This is a genomic window from Arthrobacter sp. FW306-07-I, from assembly GCF_021800405.1.
Taxonomy (GTDB): domain Bacteria; phylum Actinomycetota; class Actinomycetes; order Actinomycetales; family Micrococcaceae; genus Arthrobacter.
In genome coordinates, this window is sequence record NZ_CP084550.1 from 3,974,880 (window position 1) to 3,999,540 (window position 24,661).

Below are 24,661 nucleotides of genomic sequence, written 5' to 3' on the forward strand. Positions count from 1 at the left end.
CTTTACCCGGCGGCGTGGTAGGGGTAGGCGCCCGGCAATGCAGGGCCGGCGCCCGCTGTGAAGGCAGCAGCGAAGAACGCCACAGCAAAAAGCATCAAAGCCAAGGAGCACACCATGAAACACCACCTCGGGTCAGGCCTTGCCATCCTGGCCCTGGCTGCAGCCCTCAGCGGCTGCGGCAGCAGCAGTACAGCCCCGGCCGGAACCAGCCCGGCTACGGGCGCCGCGGGCAGCACAGCCGGCAGCACCGCCACCGCGTCATCCGGGGCGTCGTCTGCCGGCCCGTCTTCAACCTCCACGTCATCGTCCGCCTCATCGTCCCAGGCAGGCGCCGCCGTCGACCTTAAGACGGCTTCCTCGACGGCGGGCAGCATCGTGGTGGATGCGAAGGGCATGAGCCTCTACTTCTTCACCAAGGACACCAAGGACTCCGGCACCAGCGCCTGCACCGGCTCCTGCCTGGTCTCATGGCCGCCGCTGACCACCAACTCGGGCACACCGGCGGCAGAGGGAGTGACCGGAAAAGTGGGCACCATCAGCACCCCCGACGGGAAGAAGCAGGTGACCCTGAACGGGATGCCGCTGTACTACTTCGCGAAGGACACCAAGCCGGGCGACACCCTTGGCCAGGGCGTGGGCGGTGTGTGGTACCTGTCGGATCCGTCGGGCGCGATGATCAAGGCGCCAGGCCAGGGCTACTAGGCCTGCCCGCTGCCACCCCTACTTGAGGGGTACGTCCGGGACCTTGCCCGGGAGCGGGATTTCCGTGGGCACTGGAACGGGGAGTTTTGGGTTGCCCTGTTCCAGGCCCTTCTTGACATCCCCGTGAACATCCGCGGGCAGGGACGGCTGCGCGGGGACTTCCGCCGGCTTCTGGGCAGGCGCTCCGTGGGTGGGGGTATTTCCGGGCCGGGCAGGAATGCTCGATGGCGCCGCGGCGGCAGGCGCCGAAGCAGGCGCGGTTGCCGCCGGAACGGAGTCCGGGCTGCTGGTTGCCGATGGCCGGGAAGCTGCGGGCCCAGGCGCGGGTACCTGACCGCCGGTGCTGCCCTCAGGTGTGGCGCCGGAGCCCGACACGAAAGTGGTCACGGCATGGTTCAGCTGGCTGAAGGACTCGCGGAAGCCCTGGTCCGAGGCTGCGGCGACAGCACCGCCGGCGGCGAGCGATGCCGCCACGGACAGCGTGGTAAGCGTGATGCGGCGCTTGGCCTTGCGGCGGGCGGCAAGTTCATCGCCAGGCCGGTCCGCGATGGGAAGTACCGTGGTGTCGGCCGGCGTGGCTGCGTGTGATGAACCCGCCATCAACGCCGCGATTTCGGCGGAGGGCGCCGGGGCCTCCGCCGCGAGGGACCTCAGGTCGGCCAAGGCGTCGCGGAGCTGGCCGTCGTCACCCATGCCTGCTTCCAGCAGGAGCTGATCAACGGCCCCGTGGTTACGGGATCCTGCGGTGTCACTCATGATTCGCCTGGTTTCTCTTGAGCGTTTGTGCCTTGAGGTTCTGCAGAGCGCGGCGCTGGAGCTGCTTGATCGCTCCGGCGCTCTTGCCCATGATGGCGGCCACCTGGTCGATGGACAGGTCGGCCACGACGCGAAGGGCCAGGACCTCCTGGTGCTCCTCGCTGAGCCCTTCCAGCATCGCCGCGGCTCCGCTGTTCAGTTCCACGGCGTGGTCTTCGGCCGACGGCGTGGTGCGGCCGTCGTACTGGGGGTCGTACGGTGTGAGCTGCGGCCTGCGCTCCAGCCGGCGGTAGTGGTCCACCATGCGGGCGTGGGCAATGGAGAAGATCAGGGACTTGGCGCCCTGCAGGCCACCGGTGAGGTTGCTGATCCGGGGGTAGAAGGCCAGGAACACGTCCTGGGTGACAGCCTCGGGGTCATCGAGTCCGCGCGCCTTGAGGTACCCCTGCACGGGGCCCGCGAAGGTTCGATAGGCAGCAGCGAACAACGCGGCCGGATCGGTTCCGGCTGCGTTGTCGAATATGTCCATCTCTTCTTGGGCCAGAGTGTCTAGCACCAGCGGCTCCTCCATCCCGGGACTCGGCTCAAGCCTTGTCCCGGTCTCCGGTACGGACTGCCAGTCCCCGTGGTCATCCGGCTGCCTCTTGGCGGGTCTTCCAGGGGCGCCCCGGCAAACGTGCGCGACCCCGCCCGGCTGCCTGGACTGCGGCTTGCGAGCCGCAGTCCAGACTAGCGAATGAGCCTTAGCGGGCCGAAACTGAAGAGCTGTGGGCCGTGTTGCCGCCCACAGCCGGGACAGCGGGAACGGCAGGAACAGCGGGGACGGTGGTCTTGCCGTCAACACCCGGAACGGCCGGAACTGCGGGCACAGCGGGAGCGGACGGAACCTCGGGCTTCTCAGCCTGGACGGACACGGACCCCTTGGTTTCGGCGCCGGCCTTCGCGGCGGCGTCAGCCTTGGTCACGACGTCGGCGCAGTAGCTCTTGATGTTCGCGTCGCCCTGGGCTGCGATGGACAGCGAGGAGAATGCCTTGGAGGAAGCGTCCAGGCCGCCGTGGGTGAAGGCGGTGCAGAGGCCCAGGGCCGCGGGGCCGGCGGCGTCAACGGCGGTGTTGGCCTTTGCCGACTCCGTTGCGTCGGCGCTGACCTTTTCGTCCGAAGCCTCAGCGGTAGCGGAAGCCTTGGCGGTGGCGTCCCCGGTGGCTTCTGCGGTCTTCAGGGCGTCGGTCACAGCGGCGGTGGCGGTGGGAGCCGGGGTGGCCTGGGCGTCAGCGGCTGCTTCCGCTGCCAGCTTGGGGGCGGGCGCACCGAAGAGCTCGTGGGCGGTCTGCTGGGCCTGGGTGGGGAGGACGCCCGAGACGGCGGCGGCACCGGTTCCTCCTACTGCCAGGGTTCCGGCAGCCAGGACTCCTGCGGCGACTTTGCTGGTGGCGAGAACGGTGAACACAGACATTTACTTCTCCAAAACCTAGACAACACATTGGGCTGGGCCCGCCGGGCGGGCCCATCACGGACTACATCGCCTGCGGTGGCGGAAAGGTTACGGACGCCCACAATTTTCTTTTTTCTGCCCCCAGATCGCTGGAAAGCTTCCGGATCGCCGGTCCGCTCCGGCGGTGTCACAGCGATCCCGCGATCCGGGAAGATGGGGCGCCAGCAGCGGCCATTTTCCTGCCTGCCAGGTCAGGAACCCGCGCCGCCATGCGCTGGATGTAGGGGCCTACTTCCTCGTCATCCAGCACCAGGAGGTCCGGCTGGCCGCGCAGCCACCCGGAGTTGAGGGCCGTGACGTTTTCGCGTTCCAGCAGCTCCTCAAACTCGCCGTCAAGCTCCGCAATTCGGAAGACGCCGTCGGAAACGGCACCGGCGCCACGGGCGCTGGACCCAGCCCCGCCGGGCAGCGCAGCGAGGGCCTCCACGGCCAGGTTGAAAAGGTCCAGATGGGCGGCAGCACCCATTGCGGCCATGCCCTCGCGGACCAGTGCGTCGGCGGCACCGGAGCGCCGGCCTGCCATGGCGGCATAGCGTGTGAAGCCGCCGTCCAGCACCTGGCAAAGGTAGAAGTCCACGGCGCAGCTCCGCACGGCAACGCGCGACATCTCGTCCGCGAGCAGCAGGGCATGGTGCATGGCGTTGACGATCGCCGCGTTGGCCTCCACCACCTCTTCGTCCCTGCCGTCGATGCTGCTGCTGGTGAGGACGACGGGCAGGTGCGTGGTGGCCATGGTGATCCTTGGTGGAGGTGGAGGTGGCGGTGCGGCGGACGCCATTACGGTACGGGGGAAGAGTCACGGCTGGGCCGGGGAGAAATGAACGCCAAGCGAAGTTTTTGGGGCGTGTGGAGAAAGCGCCCGGCAAAGGCCCCCGCTCTGGCGAACTAAGATGGATCAGATAGCCAACCACCGGACCCGGCTCCGCCGTGACCTCCCGAAAGTAGTGCCACCATGCCATCCCAACCGGACGAAAGTGCGGACCTGGCGATACAGACACCTGCCATCAACGACCGCTCACTGGCGGCTGGGCTGGCGTACGCCATGGCCAGCAGGGTCTCCGGCATATCGTTCGACGGCGGCACGGGCCTCATGCTGGGAAAGGTCCGGGGCGGCGCCGAAGTTCCTTATTCCACCACCGCCAAGCTGGTGCGCAAGGCCGGCGGCTGGAGCTGCACCGTTGGCGTTTGCAGTTGCCCGGTCCGGAAGGACTGCAAGCACGTGGCGGCCCTGCTCTTCGCCGCGGAGGACAACCCCTCGGTCCGGATGCAGCTGCTGGCGCCGTCCACGGCAACGCAGGTGTCCCGCACACCCTCCGCCGCCCTGTCCGACTGGGAGCAGGCCCTCAGCCCGCTGATCTCGCAGCCCGGATCCGCCCCCTCCACCAGCGGCGTTCCCCTGGCCCTGCAGTTCGAGGTGGAGGAACCGCCGCCGCATTTCTCCTACACCGGCCGCCGGGACCCGGTCCGCGGCGTGCGGCAGCTCAAGGTGCGGCCCGTCATCATGGGCGCCAAGGGCAAGTGGATCCGCGGCGACGTTTCCTGGAACACCTTGAGCTACCTGAACTTCCGGCGTGAATCGAACCAAGCGCACGTGGAGTGGCTGCAGGAGTTCCTGGCCGGCCACTCCTCCTCCGCCAGCCGGGTGCACAACTCGGCAGGCCTGTGGCTGAGCCTGAACTCCTACGCCGGCAAGAACCTGTGGAGCCTCCTGTCCGACGCCCGGAAGATCGGGCTCGCCCTGGTCCACTCGCGCGGCACCGAGCCGGTCCGTGTCGCCGAGGCCCCCGCCGCCGTCGGACTTTCCCTGAGCCGCTACGGGGCTCCTGTTGCGGAGCCTGCTGCGGTGGACGCCGCCAAGGCACAGGCGTCCGACGGCGGGCTGGAGCTTTCGCCCACCATCACCGTTGAGGGCGCGGACGTTGATCCGGCCTCGGTGGGAACGATCGGCCGGCCTGCGCACGGGCTGTTCTTCACCTCCGGGGAGGCGTCGCTGCCCGGCGTCCCCGACCCCAACGGAACCATCACGCTGGCGCCGCTGGAGAACGGGCTGAGCGAGGAACTGCTGGCCTTCGTCACGGCGGGAAGCACGCTGCACATCCCCGCGAAAGACGAATCGCGGTTCCTGACCGGTTTCTACCCCAAACTGAAGCAGACGGCCCGCGTGACGGCGCGCGACGAGTCGGTGGAACTGCCCGAACTTGCCGTCCCCACCCTGTCGCTGCTGGCCAACTACGGGGCTGACCACCGGGTGCGGCTGCACTGGGAGTGGCACTACAAGACCGGCAAACTGGTCACGGCGCAGCCGCTGTGGCGTCACCCGGGCGACGCCGGCTACCGGGACGACACCGCCGAGTCCCGCATCCTCGAAGGCGTCGGCCAGCCGTGGAACGAGGTGCCCGCGCTGGGCGAATCCGCCACCGGCGGCTGGGGCACGCCCCGGCTGGCGGCTTCTGCCGAGCTGACGGGCCTGGACACGCTGGCGTTCACGGAGGAGGTGCTGCCGCGGCTGCGGGAGGCGCCGGACGTGGATGTCGACACCGTGGGCGAGATCGCCGACTACCGTGAGGCCGAGGAAGCGCCCGTGGTGTCCATCTCCACCAAGGCAACAGAACAGCGGGACTGGTTCGACCTGGGCATCCAGATTTCCCTCGAGGGCCAGCCCGTTTCCTTCGCCGCCGTGTTCTCCGCGTTGGCTGCCGGCCAGACCAAGATGCTGCTGCCCAGCGGAGCCTACTTCTCGCTGGACCTGCCGGAGCTGCACCAGCTGCGGGCGCTGATCGAGGAAGCGAGGTCGCTGCAGGACAACAAGGATGCTCCGCTGCAGATCAGCCGGTTCCAGGCCGGGCTGTGGGACGAGCTGGCGCAGCTGGGGATCGTCGACGAGCAGGCAGCGGCCTGGCGCTCAGCGGTGGGCGGGCTCCTGGAAGGCGGAACGGACGGGCTGCCGCTGCCGGCGTCCCTCAACGCCGAACTGCGGCCGTACCAGCTGGAGGGGTTTAACTGGCTCAGCTTCCTGTACAAGCACGGGCTGGGCGGCATCCTCGCCGACGACATGGGCCTGGGCAAGACCGTGCAGGCGCTGGCATTGATGTGCGCGGCGAGGGAGCTGGCTGTTGAAGCCCGGTCGTCCGCGGAGAAGCCCGACGACGGTGCTGCCGCCCCTGGTGTGGATGGCGCAAACCAGCCGGCCGCCGTCGCGCCTTTCCTGGTGGTGGCGCCCACCAGCGTGGTGGGCAACTGGGCGCTCGAGGCCGCACGCTTCGCCCCCGGCCTCACCGTGCGGACCGTCGGAGAGACCTTCGCCAAGAGCGGCCAGGACGTGGCAGAGGCCCTGGGAGGGGCAGATATCGTGATCACGTCCTACGCCCTGTTCCGGATCGACTACGAGTCCTACGCTTCCCGTACCTGGTCCGGGCTGGTGCTGGACGAGGCGCAGTTCGTGAAGAACCACCAGTCCAAGGCGTACCAGTGCGCGCGCAAGCTGCCGGCGGCGTTCAAGCTGGCCATTACCGGCACGCCCCTGGAGAACAACCTGATGGAGTTCTGGGCGCTGACCTCCATCGTGGCGCCGGGACTCTTCTCGAGCCCCAAGCGCTTCGCCGAGTATTACCAGAAGCCGGTGGAGAAGAACGGCGACAAGGGGCAGCTGGAGAAGCTCCGCCGCCGGGTCAGGCCGCTGATGATGCGCCGCACCAAGGACCAGGTGATCAAGGACCTGCCGCCCAAGCAGGAGCAGGTCCTGGAGGTGGTGCTGAATCCGCGGCACCAGAAGGTGTACCAGACGCACCTGCAACGGGAGCGGCAGAAGATCCTGGGGCTGATCGAGGACGTCAACAAGAACCGGTTCACCATCTTCCAGTCGCTGACGCTGCTGCGGCAGCTGAGCCTGGACGTGTCGCTGGTGGACCCGGCACTGTCCGCCGTCCGCTCCAGCAAGCTGGATGTGCTGTTCGAGCAGCTGGAGGACCTGGTGGCCGAGGGGCACCGGGCGCTGATTTTCAGCCAGTTCACCGGGTTCCTCGGAAAGGTCCGGGAACGGCTGGACGAGGAGGAGATCGAGTACTGCTACCTCGACGGCGGCACCCGCAACCGGGCCGATGTGGTCAGCGAGTTCAAGAACGGCAGTGCGCCGGTGTTCCTGATCTCGCTGAAGGCCGGTGGTTTCGGGCTCAACCTCACCGAAGCCGACTACGTCTTCCTGCTCGACCCCTGGTGGAACCCCGCCTCCGAGGCGCAGGCGGTGGACCGGACCCACCGGATCGGCCAGGCCCGGAACGTGATGGTGTACCGGCTCGTAGCCAAGGACACCATCGAGGAAAAGGTCATGGCGCTGAAAACCCGGAAGTCGCAGCTGTTCGCGGACGTGATGGAGGGCGACGCCCTGGCCGGCGGCGCCATCACCGCCGAGGACCTGGCGGGGCTGTTCAAGGAGTAGGGGATCCGGGGCGGCGGCTGCCCTGCCCAAAGCGGACACGGATGGTCATTTGCGACGCGGATGGTCATTTGCGACGCGCATGTTCCGTTCCGCGGCCCAAATATCCAAAGCCTTGGGGAACCTGCGCAGCGCGGATGCGTTTGCGCGTCGGGAACCGCACCCTATGCTGGTATCCAACCTAAAACTACAACGTTGGAGAAACCGGTGGACCACCAGCAGACAACCGCGCGGACGGCCGCGCAGCCTGCCGTCACAGCACCACCCATGCCGCATCTGCGCCCGGACGCCTTCACCGCCCCCTACCGTGATCCGTTCTGGGACGGGCCCACCGACCCCATCCTCGTTGCGGACCACCTCAAGGGCGAGTGGGTCCTCTTCTACACCCAGCGCCGTGCCACAGCACCGGGACTAACCGGAGTCGAGTGGGTGCAAGGCACCGGCGTCGGCGTCGCAAGGTCGTCCGACGGCGGCGCAACCTGGCGCTACCAGGGCACCGTGGAGGGACTGGTCCCGCCCGGAACGGAACTGCCGGCAACCCTCTGGGCGCCCGACGTCGTCCGCATCGACGACCGGTGGATCATGTATCTGACCGTCCTGGGCGGCAGGCGGACGGACTGGACCGGGAAGGCGGAAATCGTCCAGTTCGCCAGCCGGGACTTGGAGAACTGGGAGTACCTGGGCGGCATCGACCTGGACTCGCCGCGGGTGATCGACGCCGCCGTCGCCCAGTGCGGGGACGGCCGGCACCGGCTCTGGTACAAGGACGAGGCCCGGGGCTCCAACACCTACAGCGCGGTCAGCGACACCCCGGAGGACCCGTCGTCGTGGGTCCTGGAAGGGGTTGCCATCCCCGGGCGTCCGCATGAAGGCCCCAAGGTCTTCCCGCTGGGCGGCCACTACTGGATGATCGTGGACGAATGGCGCGGCCAGGCCGTCTATCGCTCCGATGATGCTGCAGACACCTGGGTCCGGCAGGAGCACCTTGGCGGGTTGATCCTCACGGCGCCGGAATCGGTGGACGGAAGGGCCGTCGTCGGGCGTCATGCTGACGTGGTGCCCCTTGCCGGCGGGGCGCCCGGAGAAACGGCCGACGGCGGCACGCAGCGTGCGCTGCTGGTCTACTTCACGCACCCGTACTGGGGTGGTGAGGACATCGACACCATGGCGCCGGACCCGCGCACGCGCCTCAGCCACGTCCGGGCGGCAGTGCTGGAAGTGCGGGACGGAAACCTGGTCTGCACGGAACACTAGGCACTAAGCCCTCGACGCACAGAAGGGCCAAACCCTGGAACTATAAGCCGGCGGCTGCCGGCACCGGTCCAAGGTTTGGCCCTGACTGTCGGGCTGGGACTAGACCCGCTGCGGTGAGCCCAGCTCCACCGGATCCTCGTCCATCAGATAGGCCAGCTCCGAGTGTGCTGCGAGGTCGATGCCGCGCAGTTCGTCTTCGGGCTTGATGCGGAGACCGCCCATGGCCTTGTCCAGGATCTTGGCGAGGACCCAGGTGATGCCGAAGGAGTAGGCCAACACCGTGACCGTGGCCAGGGCCTGCACGCCCAGCAGTTCAAACCCGCCACCGTAGAAGAGGCCGCTGACGCCGTTCGGAGCCTTGTCCGTGGCGAAGAGGCCAATCAGCAGGGTGCCCAGGATGCCGCCCACCAGGTGGACGCCCACGACGTCGAGTGAGTCGTCGAAGCCCAGGCGGAACTTCCATTCGATGGCCAGTGAGCAGACGGCCCCGGCGATGGCGCCGATAGCCAGTGCCCCCAGCGGGCTCACCGCGCCACAGGCCGGCGTAATAGCCACCAGCGCGGCGACCAGGCCGGAGGCGGCGCCCATACTGGTGGCCGCGCCATGGCGGAACCGTTCCACGAGCGCCCAGGCCAGCAAGCCCGTGGAAGCTGCCACCGCGGTGTTGAGGAAGACCACCGACGCTGACTGGCCGGCGGAGAGGGCGGATCCCGCGTTGAAGCCGAACCAGCCCACCCAGAGCAGGCCTGCACCCAGCAGCACCAAGGGGCGGCTGTGCGGCTTGGCGTGTTCCACCTTGGGCCAGCCGGAGCTCCTGCCCAGGACCAGGGCCAGGGCCAGGGCCAGGGCAGCGGCGCCGGCGTTCATGTGCACCGCGGTGCCGCCGGCGAAGTCGATCGCCTTGATCCCGTTGGCGATCCAGCCACCCACACTGCTGCCGTCGGCCGAATTGAACGCGAAAACCCAGTGGGCGATGGGGAAGTAGACAATGGTGGCCCAAATGCCTGCGAACAGCATCCAGGCGCCGAACTTCATGCGGCCTGCGGCAGCCCCGGCGACGAGCGCGGTGGTGACGCAGGCGAAAAACAGCTGGAACGCGGCAAACAGGATGACCGGGATGGAGGCCGAATCATCCTTGGCCAGCAGCTGCCCCATGCCTGGGAACTCGGTGACGTCACCGATCAGGCCCAGGCCGCCGACAGAGTTCCCGAACGCCATCGAGTACCCGAACAGGGCCCACAGGACGGCCACCAGGCTGGCGCCGCCGACGCACATCATCATCATGTTGAGGATGCGGCGCGACCCCACCATGCCCCCGTAGAACAGGGCCAGGGCGGGGATCATCATGCAAACCAGCGCCGAGCTGGCCAAAATCCAAGCGACATTTCCCGAATCCATGGGAAACCCCTTTCAAGATGCGAACAGGACGGTAACTTGCTGTCAGAGCCGTTCCGCCTGGAGGGACGTGGACGGAGTAACCACGTCCGGCGGAGGGGCGGCTTGTGCCGTCTGGTCTCAATCTATGGCGCCCATTTTTGGTTGGGTTTCAGGGGTGTTAAATGATGGTTTCCGTCATTTGCCCCGGGGTTTCAGCTGTAACGCAGGGCGCAGGAGCACCTGATGTTTCAGCCGCAGGAATACGTGGCAGCCCAGGAGCAAGCGGTTGCAGGACTAGGCTAAGGGAATCCGGGCAGCAAACCACCCCGAAGGAGCCAGCCCTTGAACAGCACGCAGCCCTCCCCCATGCCGCCGACTGAGCTCAGGGTGGGCGTGGTAGGCATCGGCTGGGCCGGCCAACAGCACCTGAAGGCCTACGCCGGGCTGGAAGGCGTCAGCATCGTCTCGCTCGCAGGAATGGAGCAGGAACTCCGGGACTCCCTACAGGCCGAATACTCCATCCCGAACGGCTTCGCCGACTGGGAGGAGATGCTGGACCACGGCGGCCTGGACGCAGTCAGCGTTGCAGTTCCCACCTTCCTGCATGCGCCGGTGGCGATCGCCGCGCTGAAGCGGGGAATCCACGTCTTGAGCGAAAAACCCATCGCGCGCAACGCCGTGGAAGGCCAGGCCATGGTGGACGCGGCACGGGAGGCCAGGCGCGTGCTGGACGTGGCGTTCAACCACCGCCGCCGCGGGGACATCCGGGCCCTCAAGCAGGTCATCGACGACGGCGGCCTGGGCCGCCCCTACTACGCCAAGGCATCCTGGCTGCGCCGCTCCGGCATCCCCACCCTGGGCAGCTGGTTCACCAACCCCGAGCTGTCCGGCGGCGGACCGCTTGCCGACATCGGTGTCCACGCACTGGACTACGCGCTGTACCTCCTGGGCGAACCGAAAGTGGTTGCTGTCTCCGCCGCCACCCACTCCGAGCTCGGGCCGCAGGGCAGGGGCGGCGGAACCCGGTTCACCGCCCAGGCCTCCAGCCACGCATTCGAGGTGGAGGACTTTGCCTCGGCCTTCCTGCGGCTGGAAGGCGGCGCAACACTCGTCGTCGAAGCAAGCTGGGCCACCTACCGGGAAATGGACGACCAGCTGGAGTTCACGGTCTACGGCACCGACGGCGGCGCCGAACTCAAGGCCCACGGGGCCCCTTTTCCACCCGTTGGCGAGCTCCGTGTGTTCACTGACAAAGACGGCGAATCCGCTGACTATATGCCCGCCGTCGTACCGGGCCGCGCCCACGATGAAGTGGTGGAGGACTTCGTCGCCGCAGTTCGCGGCGGCGCGCAGGTGTGGAGCCGTCACGATGGCTCTCTGGCGCTGTACCGGGCACAGATCATCGACGCCTGCTACCAGTCAGCACTGGAGCAGAGGGAGGTTCGGCTGTAATGGACGGCAAACTGCGGATCCGGGTATGGAACGAGGGCGTGCACGAGGCCAACAACCAGCCGGCCCACATCGGGGAGATCTACCCCGAGGGCATTCACGGCGCCATCGCCGCCGGGCTTCGCTCCCACCTTCCGGACGCGGAGGTCACGACGGCGGTCCTGGCCACGGATGATGAGCACGGCCTTGCGGAGGAGGTGCTGGCGGACACGGACGTCCTGCTCTGGTGGGGCCACATAGCCCATGCCGACGTCAGCGACGCCGTCGTCGAACGCGTCCACCGGCACGTGCTGGGCGGGATGGGGCTGATCGTGCTCCACTCGGGGCATTTCTCGAAGATCTTCACCAAACTGCTGGGGACCAGCTGCTCCCTTGCCTGGCGCAACGACGGCGAGCGCGAGCTGGTGTGGACCGTGAAGCCCTCGCATCCCATCGCGGAAGGCGTGGACAGCCCCATCGTCATCCCGGAACAGGAGATGTACGGGGAACTGTTCGATATCCCGGACCCGGACGACCTGATCTTCATCAGCTCCTTCGCGGGCGGTGAGGTGTTCCGCTCCGGTGTCACGTTCACCCGGGGCAAGGGCCGTATCTTCTACTTCAGCCCTGGGGACCAGGAGTACCCGGTGTACCACCACCCGCAGATCCAGCGCGTCCTGGCCAACGGTGTGGTGTGGGCGGCGCAGCCCGGGTTAGACCGCTCGATCCCTGGTGTCAGCAACCCGGCCCGGGAGCGGTTTGAGGCCGAAAAACGTCATTGACACAGGGTGCGCGCAAGAGCAGATTGAAATCGTTGCAACGCAAGGTTCGGCAGGCTGTGGACGGGCACACCCCGCCCTGCCGTGCCTTTTCCCGGAGCGGCTCAGCGCGCTTGGGTATGAATTTTCATAACCACTCCCTTCCGAGGAGCCAGAAATGCCTGCAGTAACGGTTAAGGATCTTGAATCCAAGTCCTTCAACGAGCCCGACGAAAAGCGCCGGCCACCCAAGACGCAGGTGGACGTGGTGAACATCGGCGGTGCCACCTTGGGCCGCTTCACTTTTGAACCCGGCTGGCGCTGGTCCGAAACAGTCAAGACGGTGGTCCATACGGACAGCTGCCAGGTCAACCACCTGGGCTTCTGCACCGGCGGCACCCTGACCGTACAGCTGGACGACGGGAGCAAAATGACCATCCGTGCCGGGGACGCCTATTCCATTCCCGCCGGGCACGACGCCTGGGTGGAAAACGACGAGGCGTACGTCGGCTACGAAATCATCAGTGCAGCCGAGTTCGCCAAGCCCGCCTGACCACAGGAGTGCACAAACTGCTCGCAGTGCAGAAACTCCCGAGGGAGGTCCGCAAGGACCTCCCTTTCCTGTTGCCCGGGCCCTACGGTGGAGGGAACACAACGATCGGAGAGCAATGAAAGTCACCGTCATCGGCGGCAGCGGCCATATCGGGTCGTTCCTGGTCCCCCGGCTGGTCCGAGCTGGCCACGAGGTCACCGTCATCAGCCGCGGCAACCGCAAGCCTTACCACGAGGCACCCGAATGGCAGGAGGTGCGCCAGGTCGCTGCGGACCGCGAGGCGGAGGACCGCGACGGGACTTTCGGGGACCGGGTTGCTGCCCTGAAGCCGGACGCCGTGGTGGACCTGGTCTGCTTCACGCTTGAATCGGCAGCGTCGCTGGTACAGAGCCTGCGCGGCGAGGTGGGCCACCTGCTGCACTGTGGCTCCGTCTGGCGGTACGGGCAAAGCCTGAAACTGCCCATCAGGGAAGGATCGGACTCGGCCGCGGAGCCTTTCGGCGAGTACGGCATCCAGAAGAACCGGATTGCCCTGATGTTGAAGGAGGAAACGGCGCGCGGCGGACTGGCCACCACCTCACTGCATCCGGGCCACATCACAGGACCGGGCTGGCATCCTATCGGCCCGCTGGGAAACCTCGACCCCGCCGTATGGCAGACCATTTCCGCCGGCCAGCCCCTCCGGGTCCCCGGCAGCGGTGCTGAGCTCATGCATCATGTGCATGCCGACGACGTCGCCCAGGCCTTCGAGAAAGCCATCGCCCAGCGGGAAGCGGCAAGCGGCGAGGACTTCAACATCGTCGCCCCAACAGCGCTGACCGTCCGCGGCTACGCAGACATCGCCGCGGCCTGGTTCGGACACGCCGCCGTGCTGGAAACGGTCCCGTGGGACCGCTTCCGCGAAGACACGACGCGGGACTACGCAGAGTCCACCTGGGGCCACCTTTACCGCAGCCAGTGCTTCAGCATTGAGAAGGCCACTTCAGTGCTGGGCTACGTGCCGCGGTACGAGCCCGAGCAGGCCATCTTCGAAGCCGTCCAGTGGCTCGTTGACCACGGCCAGCTGCACGTCGCCCGCCCATTGGGCGTCCCTGCCGCCTGAGTGGCTCGCCTGGAGGTCTTGGCAAATTTACCCAAAATGTACGACGACGGATGGGCACCAAAGTCGAAAGCATGCTTAGTATGGAGGGGTCAGGCTCTGGCTTTGCCAGGGAGAGCACCAACTGTAAGGAGCAACTCCATGGGTTTGGACGACAAGATCGGTAACGCCGCAGAAAAGCTTGGCGGCAAGGGCAAGGAAGCTGCCGGCAGCGCAACGGGCGACGAGAGCCTGAAGGCCGAAGGCAAGACGGACCAGGCAAAATCGGACCTGAAGCAGGCCGGCGAGAACGTCAAGGACGCCTTCAAGAAGGATTAGTCGGCGCCACACGCAACAATGGGTGCAGCTCCAGCAGGAGCTGCACCCATTGGCGTTCCTAGGGCTGGTCGCGCTGGTCCCGGAGCTCCTGCAGGAGCTTCAGCTGCTCAGCATTGACCGCCATGAGCATTTCGATCTGGGCGGCAGCGCGGACATCTGTCTCATAGTCATGCTGGGCCATGGCGGAGGCGATGGCGTCCTGGCGCTTGGCCGCGATGAGCAGGATGGCGCCCTGCAGGCCGGCAAGCATGGACAGGAACAGGTTCAGCAGGATGTAGGGATACGGGTCCCATGCATTGTTGGCGAGAAGGTAGGAGTTCACTCCTGCCCAGAGCACCATGAAGCCCACGAAGATGCCTACGAAAGGCCAACTGCCCATGCCGTTCCGAAGCCTGTCCGCAGCCTTGTCGCCCGCGCTAAGGCCTTCTTTGTGCCGCCGGTGCCAGTTAACTCTCATCTCAACCATGCGCCCAGAATAAATCCCCGGCGCCCCAGGCAGGGCGGCACCGATGGCGCGGCTTCGATCGCCTAGTGGATGAGCCCCGAGACCAGGTTGATGGTGGTGGCCAGGACAATGGCCCCAAGGAGGTACGACAGCAGCGCCTGCCGCAGGACCGTGGAACGGATCGCGTTGGTCTTCAGGTCCGTGTCCGAAACCTGGAAGGTCATGCCTACGGTGAAGGCGAGATAGGCAAAGTCCGAGTAGCGGGGCTGGGACTCCTCATTGAAATCGACGCCGGTGCCGTCCCGGTAGTAGATCGCGGCGTACCGGAGGGTGAACAGCGTGTGCACCAGGAACCATGACAGGGCAATGCTGCCCAGGGCCATGGCCACGGTGACATCCTTGGCTCCGCCCTGCTCATTGGAGGCGTCAAGCAGGATCAGGGCGACTCCCGCAAAGCTGGCCACCGTGGCGGTGAGGACCAAGGCGTCCGAAAAGACCCGGCCCGGGTCCTCTCTTCGGGCATGCGCAGCAGTGGCCGCGGGCCCCAGGCGCCCAATAACGCTCCACACCCAAACCAGGTAGGTGGCCGAAGCGACTGCCCACCCGAGCGCGGGTGCATAGGCCCAGGCTCCTGAGGGACCGACCAACAGTGCCGCAGCCAGGCCGACGACCAGCATGACCAGCATCCGGAGCCGCGAATGATGTGCGAGGGAGTTGAAGTTCCGGTGGTGGTCGCCGGGAACCGTCATGGACTTCATTGCCCGATCATGGCACGGGAGGCTGGGGCGCGGCTGGATGCCGCTCCCCCGGCTAGATCAGCCCCTGCGCCAGCATGGCGTCGGCCACCTTCACAAACCCTCCGATGTTCGCACCCAGCACGTAATTTCCGGGTTCACCGTACTCGTCAGCGGTGGCGGCGCAGCGGTCGTGGATGCCCACCATGATCTCCGTGAGCCGCTCCTCGGTATGTTCGAAGGACCATGAATCGCGGCTGGCGTTCTGCTGCATCTCCAGGGCCGAGGTAGCCACGCCGCCGGCATTGGCGGCCTTGCCGGGTCCGAACAGCACTCCAGCCTCCTGGAACACCGCCACGGCGTCCCGGGTTGAGGGCATGTTGGCCCCTTCGCCGACAGCCAGCAGGCCACTGCGCACCAGGCGGGCGGCAGCACCGCCGTCGAGCTCGTTTTGCGTGGCGCACGGCAGCGCCACCGTGGCGTCCACGTCCCACACGGACCCGCCGTCCACGTAGGAGACGCCGGCACGGCGTTCCGCGTATTCCTTCAGGCGGCCGCGCTCCACTTCCTTGACGGTGCGGAGGAGTTCGACGTCGATCCCCGCCTCGTCCACCACGTAGCCTGACGAGTCGGAACAGGCCACGACGGTGGCGCCGAGGGCCTGCGCTTTGGCGATCGCGTTGACGGCCACGTTGCCGGAGCCGGACACCACCACGCGCTGGCCGTCGAAGGACGTGCCTCGGGTTTTCAGCATCTCCTGGGTGAAGATGACGGTTCCAAAGCCGGTTGCCTCAGGGCGGACCAGGGATCCGCCCCAGGAGATGCCCTTACCGGTCAGCACGCCGGACTCGTAGCGGTTGGTGATGCGCTTGTACTGGCCGAAGAGGCCGCCCTTGTAGGGGCCCAGCGCCGAGTTGAACTCCACCCGGAACCCGCGGTTGATCTGGACGCGGCCGGAGTCGTCGGTCCACGGAACCCGGAAGATGATCTGGCGCTCGGGCTCGCAGAGACGCTCAAGGATGGCAGCCTCAAGGAATTAGGGGTGCCTGTCATGGACCGGACCCAGGCTTTCAAACACCTCAACCACCGCCTGGTGGAACTCCGCTTCGCCGGGGTTCCGCGCAAGGACAGTGTCCTTGATGGATTCGAGCCGTGCGTCCATGAACAGTTCCTAACATTGCCGATATGAGGGCCGGCGCAGGAAAGCGCCATCGCTTCAAAGGTTCATGCTTCAACGTATCCGATTACGACCGGGCACCAGTAGGCGGATCCACGCGCTTCCACTAATCTCCGTAATGTGACAGAAGAATTCCATCATTCGGGAAATGAGAAGCCCTATTCAAGGTTCGGGAGGAAGCGCTGATGCCCTACATTTGCCTCCTGCTCTCCGGCGCCGCGCTGCTGGTCAACGGACTGGCAACGCTCGGCCAGCTCCCCCGCCGCGACGCAGCCGTGTTCAGCATGGTGCTCGGTGGCACCCAACTGGTGCTCGGCGTCGTGCATCTTTTAGGGACCGGCGCCGGCGGTGAAGCCCTCATGACGGGCGCCGGCATGTTCCTGTTCGGACTGACCTACGTTTACGCCGGGCTGGACGTCCTGCTGGGGCTTGGCTCGAAGGGACTGGGCTGGTTCTGCGGCATGGTGGCGTTCTTTGGCCTGCTGCTGGCGGGTGCCTGGGTGGGCACCGATCCGCTGCTCGCCGTGCTGTGGGTGTGCTGGTCGGTGCTGTGGGGCCTGCTGTTTGCTTCCTTAGCGCTGGGAGCAGCGCGGCTGGAACCGTTCGCCGGCTGGGCGCTGGTCCTGGCCAGCCAGGTGACGGCCACGGTCCCGGCGTTCCTGGGCTTGGCCGGCCTGTGGCCCCGGAGCGGCTTGGTGGCCTGTCTGGCGGCGGCGCTGCTGGCCGGTCTCTTCGTGGCAGCGGGCTTGCTGGCGCGGCGGGGACGGCGCAGCCCTCACCGGGCCAGTGCAGGCACCCCGGGGCTGGCTGCGACAGTCAACGACGTTTCGCTCCGTCACGCCGGCGAGGGGAGCAAAACCCGCCTGGCAGACCAACGCAGCGTCTAGGACGCGGTGACCTCGGCTGCATGCTGCCGCCGGATCCCGCGCCTGCTGCTGCGGCCCGTGCGGGCGCTCCAGCGCTGATGCCGGTACTCGACGTCAATGGGGTGCCCGAAGGCGGCGCTGATGTTTTCGCTGGTGATGACCCCGGCAGCGGGCCCGGCGGCCACTGCCTGCCCGGCCGTGATCAGCAGCGCGTGGCTGGTTGTGGCGGGCAGTTCCTCCAGGTGGTGGGTGACCAGGACCGACGCCATCTGCGGATGGGTGTAGGCGAGGTCGTCGATGGTTTCCAGCAGTTGCTCCCGGGCAGCGATGTCCAGGCCCGTGCAGGGTTCATCAAGAAGCAGCAGCTCCGGGGAGGAGATAAGGGCCCGGGCAATCAGCGCCCGCCCACGCTCACCCTGGGAGAGGGTGGGCCAGCGCAGACCGGCTTTGTGGGCCAGGCCAAACTGCTCCACGAGGTCATCGGCCCTGGCATACTCGTCGTGGGTGGGCTCCCACCGCGGGGCCAGGTCATTGCTCCCCGTCAGGCCCGAGGACAACCTGGCGGACAGTGAGGGGTGACAGGACCTGGTGGCGCGGATTGACGTGGCCGATGGATTGGCGAAGTGCCTTCAGTTCCACCCGCCCCAGGCGTTCGCCAAGCACGGATACCATTCCGGAACTGGGGTGGTTGACGGCCCCGCACAGCCCCATAAGGGTGCTCTTCCCGGCTCCGTTCGCCCCGAGCAATGCCCAGTGTTCTCCGGCCTTGACCGAGAGCGTGATCCCGCTGATGATGTCGCGGCCGTCCCGGCGGAACGAAACGTCGTCCAGTTCCAGTACCTGGTTGTTCACCGGGCGGTGGTTCATCTTTGGGTCTCCTCAAAGGGTTGGTGTTTCCCCAACTCTCGCGTCCCGTCCCGAATGAATGCAAAAAGCGTTCGACATGTGGCAGCGGCCGGCCGCCCTGAAGGGCAGCCGGCCGCGCATTGCTATGAAGTTTTGTTCCGTTACCGGAGCACCACGGTGCGGTTTCCCTGCAGGATGACGCGGCCTTCGCAGTGCCACTTCACCGCGTTGGAAAGGGCCTTGCATTCGGTGTCGCGGCCGGCGGCCACCAGGTCCTCGGGCCCGTAGGTGTGGTCCACGTCCACCACCTGCTGCGAGATGATGGGCCCCTCGTCCAGCTCCGCGTTCACGTAGTGCGCAGTGGCCCCCACGGTCTTGACGCCGCGCGCATAGGCCTGGTGGTACGGCTTGGCGCCCTTGAAGCTGGGCAGGAACGAGTGGTGGATGTTGATGGCCCGCCCGTCCAGCTTCCGGGTCAGGTCGTCGCTGAGGACCTGCATGTAGCGGGCCAGCACCACGAGCTCGACGTCGAGCCCGTCCACGAGCGCCATCAGCGCGGCTTCCGCTGCGGGTTTCGTGTCGGCGGTGACCGGGATGTGGTGGAACGGGATGCCGTGCCACTCCACCAGGGCCTCGTGGTCCCGGTGGTTGGACACCACCGCCACGATTTCCACGGGCAGCTCGCCAATGCGGGAACGGAACAGCAGGTCGTTAAGGCAGTGGCCGAACTTGGACACCATGATCAGGACCTTGCGTTTGGAGCCCTGGCGTTCCAGCTGCCAGCGCATGCCGAACTTGTCGGCCACCGGGGCGAAGGAAGAGCGCAGGACCTCCAGCGTGGACTCATCGCCTTCGGAGACGAAGTGGACACGCATGAAGAAGTGGCCTTCGGAGCGCTCCCCGAACTGCTTGTTGTCGATGATGTCGCAGCCGTGCTCCAGCAGGAAGCCGGAGACGGCGTGCACGATGCCGGGCCCTTCCGGGCAGTCAAGGGTAAGGACGTGTTCCACGGTGGTGGGCGCCTTGGGCGCGGGCACGTGGGTTTCAGTAACGGTCATGGTTCAGCACTCGATCACATTCACGGCGAGGCCTCCTCGGGAGGTTTCCTTGTACTTGGTTTTCATGTCGGCTCCGGTGTCCCGCATGGTCTTGATCGCCTTGTCCAGCGAGACCTTGTGGCTGCCGTCGCCGTGCAGGGCCAGACGGGCCGCGTTGATCGCCTTTACGCTGGCGATCGCGTTCCGTTCAATGCACGGGATCTGCACCAGGCCGCCCACGGGGTCGCAGGTCAGGCCCAGGTTGTGCTCGATCCCCACCTCCGCTGCGTTTTCCACCTGCGGGGGCGTTCCGCCAAGCACCTCGCAGAGCCCGGCGGCGGCCATCGAACAGGCAGAACCAACCTCGCCCTGGCAGCCCACTTCGGCACCGGAGATGGAGGCGTTCGTTTTGAACAGGATTCCGACGGCGGCCGCCGCCAGCAGGAAGCGGACCACACCGTCGTCGTCGGCCCCTGGAACAAACTTCACGTAGTAGTGCAGGACGGCCGGCACGATCCCGGCGGCGCCGTTGGTGGGGGCGGTGACGATCCGCCCGCCGGCGGCATTTTCCTCGTTCACGGCCAGCGCGAACAGGTTGACCCATTCCATGGCATGGAGCGCATCTTTGGTGGCCGAATCCGCCGACAGTGTCTTGTACAGGGCCGGTGCGCGCCGGGTCACTTTAAGGCCGCCGGGCAGGATGCCCTCGGCGTTGCAGCCGTTCTGCACACACTCCTTCATCACGGCCCACAGCCCCAGCAGCTGCTCCCGGAGTTCGGCTTCGCTGCGCCAGGTCAGTTCGTTGGCCAGCATGACGTCGGAGATGGACATGCCTTCCCGGCTGCAGATCTGCAGGAGCTCGTCTGCGGTAGAGAACGGGTACGGCAGGACGGTGTCGTCCGCCACCACCTTGTCCCCGCCCCGGGCATCGCCGTCCACCACAAAGCCGCCGCCGATGGAGTAGAAGCTCCGCTCGCTCAGCACGGCGCCGGCGTGGTCCAAGGCCCGGAAGGTCATGCCGTTCGGGTGCGCGGGGAGGGACTTGCGGCGGTGGAGCACCACGTCCTCTTCCCAGTTGAAGTCCACCCGGTGCACCCCGGCGATATGCAGTTCGGCGTCCAGCGCGGCGGCCGCCACCTGGTCGTCGGCGGTGAAGGTGTCCACGGTTTCCGGGTCAAGGCCCTTCAGCCCCAGGACCACCGCCTTGTCCGAGCCGTGGCCGCGGCCGGTGGCACCAAGGGACCCGAACAGTTCGGTCTGGACCCTGGCGGTGGCGGCCAGCTGCCCGTCGCCCTTCAGCCCGTCAGCGAAAAGCTTGGCTGCCCGCATCGGGCCCACCGTGTGTGACGACGAGGGCCCGATGCCAACGGAGAACAGGTCCAGGACGCTGAGCGCCATCAGGGAACCTCTGGCGAGGCGTACTCCCGCATGGCGTCCAGCAGCCACCGGCCCAGGAACTCGGCGAACGAAGCACGCGGGAAGATCCGGAAGGTGTCCTCCCCGGTCTTCCACAGCCCGGCGGGGATGTTCGCGATTTCCGTGGAGAAGGCGGTACCCGTTTTGAACACCCGCGGGTGCAGGTCCAGCGAGCAGCCCTTTTCCAGGACAGCGCGGGCCCGCGGGCCCTTCAGTTCAAAGGTGGTGCGGTTGGCGGAGAGGTCCACCACCTGGCCTGCATCGCTGCCCAGCGCGTCCCGGAGTGCGGGGATCAGGCCGCCGCCCAGGGACTCATGTGCCTCGGTGGGTGCCACCACCAGGAACTCGGAGGGGCCCAGCCACAGGACGGAGACGTCGCCGTTGCCGGCCACCGCGCCGGACCCGGCGGGGAGGCCGCCGGTGACAGCGGCCAGCCGCTGCGCCACGTCCGACCCCGCCGCGGCCCGGAGCCCCACCATGGTCAGGAAGGGCAGCTCGGTGAGCTCGACGGTGCCGGGCAGGGAGCCTGCGGCGAACGCTTCTGCCAGCTGCCTGGCAGGGCTGATGCGGGCTGCGAGGTTCTTGTCTGCAGAGGTGGGGGATGCTGCTGTTTCAGCCATCTTTACGGGTCCCTTCGGGGTCAAAAAGCACTGTCTCTGCCACAACCACGTCCACCAGCTGGTCGCCGGCGGCTGCCACCAGCGTTTCGCCGATGCGGTTGCGTCCGTTCTTGATCAGGGCCAGGCCAAAGGACCTGCCCAGCGCTGCACTGTGGTAGCTGGAGGTGACGAACCCTTCCATCGGCACCGGGCCGTAGGCGGGGTTGGTGGAGCGGCCCTTTTCCACCAGCTGCGTGCCTTCCGGCAGGCGCAGCGAGCCGTCCACGGGAAGGACGCTGACCAGGTGCTTGCGGTCCTCACGCTGCGCGTCCGACCGGGAGTAGGAGCGCTTGCCGATGAATTCCTTCGCCTTGGAGACGATCCACTCCATGCCGGCATCCTGCGGGGTGACCGTGCCGTCGGTGTCCTGCCCGACGATCGGGTAGCCCTTCTCGGCGCGGAGCACGTGCATGGTTTCGGTGCCGTACGGGGTGATGTTGAATTCGGCACCGGCCGCCGCCACGGCTTCCCAGGTGTTCAGGCCGTACCAGGCCGGCACGTTGATCTCGTAGGCGAGTTCGCCGGAGAACGAGATCCGGCAGATCCGGGCACGGACGCCGGACGCCAACGTAGTTTCGCGGAAGGTCATGAACGGGAAGGCCTCGGCCTCCAGACCGCCGTTGGCAGCCAGTTCCGGCGCCACCTTGGCGATGACCTCGCGGGACTTGGGCCCGACGACGGCAATGGTGCTCCACTGCTCGGTCACCGAGGTGCAGTTCACCTCCAGTTCCGGCCACTCGGTCTGCAGCCATTCCTCCAGCCAATCCAGCACCTTGGCGGCGCCGCCGGTGGTGGTGGTCATGAAGTAGGTCTCCTCGTCGACGCGAAGGGTGACGCCGTCGTCGAAGATCATGCCGTCCGGGGTGCACATGACACCGTAGCGTGCCGAGCCCGGGGCGAGCTTCTTGAACGCGTTGGTGTACATGCGGTTGAGGAACTCGCCCGCATCCTTGCCGCGGATCTCGATCTTGCCCAGGGTGGTGGCGTCCATGAACCCTACGGATTCGCGGACCGCAGCGCATTCACGCAGCACGGCGGCGTCCATGTCCTCCCCGGCCTGCGGGTAGTACCAGGGGCGCTTCCACTGTCCGACGTCCTCGAACAGCGCGCCCTTGGCAACGTGCCAGGGGTGGATCGACGTGATGCGGGCGGGGTCGAAGAGTTCGCCGCGCTGGCGTCCGGCCAGTGCCGCGAAGGCCACCGGGGTGAACGGTGCGCGGTAGGTGGTGGTGCCGATGTCGCCGATGCCGCGGGACGCCTCGCCGGCGGTCCGGAGTGCGGCGGCGATGACGCCGATGGCATTGACGCCGGAAGTCTTGCCCTGGTCGTTGGCGGTGCTGATGGAGGTGTACCGCTTGATGTGCTCCACCGAGCGCATGCCGGCGCCGGTGGAGCGGAGGACGTCCGCCACGGACTGGTCGCGCTGGAAGTCCACGAAGTGGTGGTGCCAGTCATCCGGGGTGCCGTTCTCCCCCGGTACCAGCCACAGCTGGCGGGTGGGGGCGGAGGCCTTCGGCGCGCCGAACACGGAAGGTTCGACGGCGGATGCGAACCCGGCGGCGATGGCTGCCCGTGCGCCGGCGGAGATGCCCTCGGCCAGGCAGTCAGCGGTGTCGAAGGAACCGCGGCCGGAGCCGATGGTCTGCTGGTTGGGCACTTCGGTGCTGGGCACGAACGCTGCCAGGTCCTCGTCCCAGCGCAACTTGCCCTGCCGCTGGGAGTGGAGGTGGACCAGCGGGCTCCAGCCGCCGGACACAGCCAGCAGGTCGCAGGCGATCTGTTCGACGCCGGAGGTGAGCTCGCCGTCGTCGTTGATGCTGCGGACGGTGACGCCGTCCAGCCGGCCGTCACTGTCTGCCGACGTGTTGGCAACCGCGCTGCCGATCAGCACCCGGAGCCCGCTTTCGACGGCGGCAGTTGCCACCGCGGTGAGCTGGGGACGGGCGTCCACCACGGCTGCGACCTTGACGCCGGCGGCGGTCAGGTCAGCGGCGGCGGCGTAGGCACTGTCGTTGGTGGTGCTGATGACCACGCGCTTGCCGGCGGCCACGCCGTACCGGTTGAGGTAGCTGCGCACGGCAGAGGCCAGCATGATGCCGGGGCGGTCGTTGTTCTCGAACACCAGGGGACGCTCGTGCGCGCCCGGTGCCAGCACCACCTGGTTGGCACGGATGTGCCAAATCCGCTGGCGGGAGACGCCGGGAGCTGCGGGGGTGGACAGGTGGTCGGTGCGGTTTTGGACGGCGATGACATAGTTGGCGTCGTAGGCACCGAATGCGGTGGTCCGGTTCAGGACCGTTGACTCGGCGCCGGAGACCAATTCAGCTTCAACATCGGCCACCCACTCGAGGGCTGGCTTGCCTTCGATGGTCTCGGCCAGGCCCTCGGCGGTGGAGCCGGAGAGCAGGGAGCCGCCGAGTTCGGGCTGGTCGTCCAGCAGCATGACACGGGCGCCGGTGCGGACAGCTTCTCGCGCCGCGGCAAGGCCGGCGGGGCCGCCGCCGATCACCAGGACGTCGGTGTGGACGTACTTCTTGTCGTATTCAGCGCGGTCGTCTTCCGGGTCAAGCTTGCCCAGGCCATTCAGAAGCGTGGCCTTCAGGCCGTCCACCAGGGAGACGGTGGTGGCGGGGAGCATGGATTCGGCTACGTGGCCGGGAAAGCGGGCTTCCACGCGGACCAGGGCGTTGGCCTCTTCGACTCCGGCGGACATGATGCCGCGGGGACGGTCCTCGTACAGCGAGCTGCCGGCGGCGATGCGGCCGTTGGCCAGCAGGGCCGAGGCCAGGGTGTCGCCGGGGTGGCCGGTGAATTCCTCGCCGTCCACCGTAAAGCGCCAGGAAATGGTGCGGTCGATGCGGCCGCCGGTAGCCAGGCGGGCGTTCTGGGAAGTCACTTGGTCGCTCCTTCCGGGGCGGTGGTGGTCAGGATGCTCGTGGTGGAAGTGCTGGGTCCAGCGGTTCCCGTGGTGGTGCTGTCAGGGGCCGTGCTGGCGGTTCCGGATTCGGGCGTGACCCTCGGGGAACGGTCGGGCCGCGGTGTTCCCATGGGGTAGACGGCCTGGATGTCGTAGCTGACGGTGTCGCGCAGCATATTGAACCACTGCCGGCAGCCGGTGCTGTGGACCCAGCGCTCGGCGAAGGTGCCTTTGGGGTTCTCGCGGTAGAAGAGGTAGCGGGACCACTCCGTATCGCTCAGTTCATTCGGGTTCTCCGGGTAGGGGACGTGGGCCTGTCCCCCGTAGTGGAATTCGGTTTCGTCCCGCGGGCCGCAGTTAGGGCATGGGATCAGCAGCATGTGCGTTAGTCCTT

23 protein-coding genes and 1 pseudogene are annotated in these 24,661 nt (G+C 67.1%); 9 read left to right on the plus strand and 15 right to left on the minus strand.

Features of this window, described 5'->3' with window-relative positions; all coding sequences use genetic code 11:
* Positions 1–114 precede the first annotated feature (114 nt).
* Positions 115–702 (plus strand): COG4315 family predicted lipoprotein, encoded by a 588-nt coding sequence (locus LFT46_RS18520; RefSeq protein WP_236820633.1) that lies wholly within the window; start codon positions 115–117, stop codon positions 700–702.
* Between the two features lie 18 nt (positions 703–720).
* On the opposite strand, the gene LFT46_RS18525 is transcribed toward LFT46_RS18520, so the two are convergent.
* The 4 genes from LFT46_RS18525 to LFT46_RS18540 form a co-directional block, all read right to left on the minus strand.
* Positions 721–1,458 carry a hypothetical protein gene (locus tag LFT46_RS18525; RefSeq protein WP_236799885.1) on the minus strand — a complete coding sequence of 246 codons (738 nt, stop codon included), beginning with the start codon at positions 1,456–1,458 and terminating at the stop codon, positions 721–723.
* Complete coding sequence (locus tag LFT46_RS18530; protein WP_236799886.1) at positions 1,451–2,029, minus strand: RNA polymerase sigma factor; 579 nt, start codon at positions 2,027–2,029, stop codon at positions 1,451–1,453. Before LFT46_RS18530 ends, LFT46_RS18525 begins: the two co-directional genes overlap by 8 nt.
* A gap of 172 nt (positions 2,030–2,201) precedes the next feature.
* A complete protein-coding gene (locus tag LFT46_RS18535; RefSeq protein ID WP_236820634.1) occupies positions 2,202–2,912 on the minus strand; it encodes a protein tyrosine phosphatase in 711 nt (236 codons plus the stop codon).
* 166 nt (positions 2,913–3,078) lie between these two features.
* On the minus strand, positions 3,079–3,684 hold the full coding sequence (locus tag LFT46_RS18540; protein ID WP_236820635.1) for a DMP19 family protein: 606 nt from the start codon (positions 3,682–3,684) through the stop codon (positions 3,079–3,081).
* A 219-nt stretch (positions 3,685–3,903) separates the two neighbouring features.
* On the opposite strand from LFT46_RS18540, the gene LFT46_RS18545 reads away from it, so the two are divergent.
* Complete coding sequence (locus LFT46_RS18545) at positions 3,904–7,386, plus strand: DEAD/DEAH box helicase (RefSeq protein WP_236820636.1); 3,483 nt, start codon at positions 3,904–3,906, stop codon at positions 7,384–7,386.
* A 204-nt stretch (positions 7,387–7,590) separates the two neighbouring features.
* Positions 7,591–8,637, plus strand: a complete 1,047-nt coding sequence (locus LFT46_RS18550; RefSeq protein WP_236820637.1) for a glycoside hydrolase — start codon at positions 7,591–7,593, stop codon at positions 8,635–8,637.
* 99 nt (positions 8,638–8,736) lie between these two features.
* Here the strand turns inward: LFT46_RS18550 and LFT46_RS18555 are convergent, their stop codons facing one another.
* Positions 8,737–10,035, minus strand: coding sequence for an ammonium transporter (locus tag LFT46_RS18555; protein WP_236820638.1), 1,299 nt, complete (start codon positions 10,033–10,035; stop codon positions 8,737–8,739).
* A gap of 345 nt (positions 10,036–10,380) precedes the next feature.
* Here LFT46_RS18555 and LFT46_RS18560 point away from each other — a divergent pair, with 345 nt between their 5' ends.
* The 5 genes from LFT46_RS18560 (at position 10,381) to LFT46_RS18580 (ending at position 14,170) form a co-directional block, all read left to right on the plus strand.
* Positions 10,381–11,466: a Gfo/Idh/MocA family protein gene (locus tag LFT46_RS18560; RefSeq protein ID WP_236822079.1), complete on the plus strand. Its 1,086-nt coding sequence runs from the start codon at positions 10,381–10,383 to the stop codon at positions 11,464–11,466.
* Positions 11,466–12,224: a ThuA domain-containing protein gene (locus LFT46_RS18565; protein ID WP_236799892.1), complete on the plus strand. Its 759-nt coding sequence runs from the start codon at positions 11,466–11,468 to the stop codon at positions 12,222–12,224. The genes LFT46_RS18560 and LFT46_RS18565 overlap by 1 nt, the downstream gene beginning before the upstream one ends.
* Positions 12,225–12,378: 154 nt before the next feature.
* The gene (locus tag LFT46_RS18570; protein WP_236799893.1) at positions 12,379–12,753 is read left to right on the plus strand and encodes a cupin domain-containing protein; all 375 of its coding nucleotides are present in this window, start codon (positions 12,379–12,381) and stop codon (positions 12,751–12,753) included.
* A gap of 115 nt (positions 12,754–12,868) precedes the next feature.
* Positions 12,869–13,855, plus strand: coding sequence for an NAD-dependent epimerase/dehydratase family protein (locus LFT46_RS18575; protein ID WP_236799894.1), 987 nt, complete (start codon positions 12,869–12,871; stop codon positions 13,853–13,855).
* Positions 13,856–13,993: 138 nt separating this feature from the next.
* Positions 13,994–14,170, plus strand: coding sequence for a CsbD family protein (locus tag LFT46_RS18580; protein ID WP_214946270.1), 177 nt, complete (start codon positions 13,994–13,996; stop codon positions 14,168–14,170).
* A gap of 58 nt (positions 14,171–14,228) precedes the next feature.
* On the opposite strand, the gene LFT46_RS18585 is transcribed toward LFT46_RS18580, so the two are convergent.
* The 3 genes and pseudogenes from LFT46_RS18585 to LFT46_RS18595 all read right to left on the minus strand — a co-directional run bounded on the left by LFT46_RS18585 (position 14,229) and on the right by LFT46_RS18595 (position 16,511).
* Entirely contained in the window at positions 14,229–14,636 is a 408-nt protein-coding gene (locus LFT46_RS18585; RefSeq protein WP_236799895.1) for a DUF1003 domain-containing protein, read from the minus strand.
* 62 nt (positions 14,637–14,698) lie between these two features.
* Positions 14,699–15,373 (minus strand): DUF1345 domain-containing protein, encoded by a 675-nt coding sequence (locus LFT46_RS18590; protein WP_236799896.1) that lies wholly within the window; start codon positions 15,371–15,373, stop codon positions 14,699–14,701.
* Between the two features lie 52 nt (positions 15,374–15,425).
* Positions 15,426–16,511, minus strand: a pseudogene (locus LFT46_RS18595) (glutamate dehydrogenase).
* 200 nt (positions 16,512–16,711) lie between these two features.
* Here LFT46_RS18595 and LFT46_RS18600 point away from each other — a divergent pair.
* On the plus strand, positions 16,712–17,413 hold the full coding sequence (locus LFT46_RS18600; protein WP_236820639.1) for an AmiS/UreI family transporter: 702 nt from the start codon (positions 16,712–16,714) through the stop codon (positions 17,411–17,413).
* On the opposite strand, the gene LFT46_RS21305 is transcribed toward LFT46_RS18600, so the two are convergent.
* From LFT46_RS21305 to LFT46_RS18635, 7 genes are all read right to left on the minus strand, one after another.
* Complete coding sequence (locus LFT46_RS21305) at positions 17,410–17,949, minus strand: ATP-binding cassette domain-containing protein (protein WP_336885536.1); 540 nt, start codon at positions 17,947–17,949, stop codon at positions 17,410–17,412. The genes LFT46_RS18600 and LFT46_RS21305 overlap by 4 nt on opposite strands.
* Positions 17,921–18,259 (minus strand): ATP-binding cassette domain-containing protein, encoded by a 339-nt coding sequence (locus LFT46_RS21310; protein ID WP_336885537.1) that lies wholly within the window; start codon positions 18,257–18,259, stop codon positions 17,921–17,923. Before LFT46_RS21310 ends, LFT46_RS21305 begins: the two co-directional genes overlap by 29 nt.
* Before the next feature lie 140 nt (positions 18,260–18,399).
* The gene (gene purU / locus LFT46_RS18615; protein WP_236799900.1) at positions 18,400–19,296 is read right to left on the minus strand and encodes a formyltetrahydrofolate deformylase; all 897 of its coding nucleotides are present in this window, start codon (positions 19,294–19,296) and stop codon (positions 18,400–18,402) included.
* Between the two features lie 3 nt (positions 19,297–19,299).
* On the minus strand, positions 19,300–20,673 hold the full coding sequence (locus LFT46_RS18620; protein WP_236820640.1) for an L-serine ammonia-lyase: 1,374 nt from the start codon (positions 20,671–20,673) through the stop codon (positions 19,300–19,302).
* Complete coding sequence (locus tag LFT46_RS18625) at positions 20,673–21,311, minus strand: sarcosine oxidase subunit gamma (protein ID WP_236799902.1); 639 nt, start codon at positions 21,309–21,311, stop codon at positions 20,673–20,675. The genes LFT46_RS18620 and LFT46_RS18625 overlap by 1 nt, the downstream gene beginning before the upstream one ends.
* Complete coding sequence (locus tag LFT46_RS18630; protein WP_236820641.1) at positions 21,304–24,246, minus strand: sarcosine oxidase subunit alpha family protein; 2,943 nt, start codon at positions 24,244–24,246, stop codon at positions 21,304–21,306. The genes LFT46_RS18625 and LFT46_RS18630 overlap by 8 nt, the downstream gene beginning before the upstream one ends.
* Positions 24,243–24,647 (minus strand): sarcosine oxidase subunit delta, encoded by a 405-nt coding sequence (locus LFT46_RS18635; RefSeq protein WP_236799904.1) that lies wholly within the window; start codon positions 24,645–24,647, stop codon positions 24,243–24,245. Before LFT46_RS18635 ends, LFT46_RS18630 begins: the two co-directional genes overlap by 4 nt.
* Positions 24,648–24,661: the final 14 nt, after the last annotated feature.

Bases quoted from the DNA above. Each gene is read 5' to 3' on its own strand.
- LFT46_RS18520 (WP_236820633.1), top strand. From the start codon at position 115: ATGAAACACCACCTCGGGTCAGGCCTTGCCATCCTGGCCCTGGCTGCA.
- LFT46_RS18525 (WP_236799885.1), bottom strand. From the start codon at position 1,458: ATGAGTGACACCGCAGGATCCCGTAACCACGGGGCCGTTGATCAGCTC.
- LFT46_RS18530 (WP_236799886.1), bottom strand. From the start codon at position 2,029: ATGGAGGAGCCGCTGGTGCTAGACACTCTGGCCCAAGAAGAGATGGAC.
- LFT46_RS18535 (WP_236820634.1), bottom strand. From the start codon at position 2,912: ATGTCTGTGTTCACCGTTCTCGCCACCAGCAAAGTCGCCGCAGGAGTC.
- LFT46_RS18540 (WP_236820635.1), bottom strand. From the start codon at position 3,684: ATGGCCACCACGCACCTGCCCGTCGTCCTCACCAGCAGCAGCATCGAC.
- LFT46_RS18545 (WP_236820636.1), top strand. From the start codon at position 3,904: ATGCCATCCCAACCGGACGAAAGTGCGGACCTGGCGATACAGACACCT.
- LFT46_RS18555 (WP_236820638.1), bottom strand. From the start codon at position 10,035: ATGGATTCGGGAAATGTCGCTTGGATTTTGGCCAGCTCGGCGCTGGTT.
- LFT46_RS18560 (WP_236822079.1), top strand. From the start codon at position 10,381: ATGCCGCCGACTGAGCTCAGGGTGGGCGTGGTAGGCATCGGCTGGGCC.
- LFT46_RS18565 (WP_236799892.1), top strand. From the start codon at position 11,466: ATGGACGGCAAACTGCGGATCCGGGTATGGAACGAGGGCGTGCACGAG.
- LFT46_RS18570 (WP_236799893.1), top strand. From the start codon at position 12,379: ATGCCTGCAGTAACGGTTAAGGATCTTGAATCCAAGTCCTTCAACGAG.
- LFT46_RS18575 (WP_236799894.1), top strand. From the start codon at position 12,869: ATGAAAGTCACCGTCATCGGCGGCAGCGGCCATATCGGGTCGTTCCTG.
- LFT46_RS18580 (WP_214946270.1), top strand. From the start codon at position 13,994: ATGGGTTTGGACGACAAGATCGGTAACGCCGCAGAAAAGCTTGGCGGC.
- LFT46_RS18585 (WP_236799895.1), bottom strand. From the start codon at position 14,636: ATGGTTGAGATGAGAGTTAACTGGCACCGGCGGCACAAAGAAGGCCTT.
- LFT46_RS18590 (WP_236799896.1), bottom strand. From the start codon at position 15,373: ATGAAGTCCATGACGGTTCCCGGCGACCACCACCGGAACTTCAACTCC.
- LFT46_RS18600 (WP_236820639.1), top strand. From the start codon at position 16,712: ATGCCCTACATTTGCCTCCTGCTCTCCGGCGCCGCGCTGCTGGTCAAC.
- LFT46_RS21310 (WP_336885537.1), bottom strand. From the start codon at position 18,259: ATGAACCACCGCCCGGTGAACAACCAGGTACTGGAACTGGACGACGTT.
- purU (WP_236799900.1), bottom strand. From the start codon at position 19,296: ATGACCGTTACTGAAACCCACGTGCCCGCGCCCAAGGCGCCCACCACC.
- LFT46_RS18620 (WP_236820640.1), bottom strand. From the start codon at position 20,673: ATGGCGCTCAGCGTCCTGGACCTGTTCTCCGTTGGCATCGGGCCCTCG.
- LFT46_RS18625 (WP_236799902.1), bottom strand. From the start codon at position 21,311: ATGGCTGAAACAGCAGCATCCCCCACCTCTGCAGACAAGAACCTCGCA.
- LFT46_RS18635 (WP_236799904.1), bottom strand. From the start codon at position 24,647: ATGCTGCTGATCCCATGCCCTAACTGCGGCCCGCGGGACGAAACCGAA.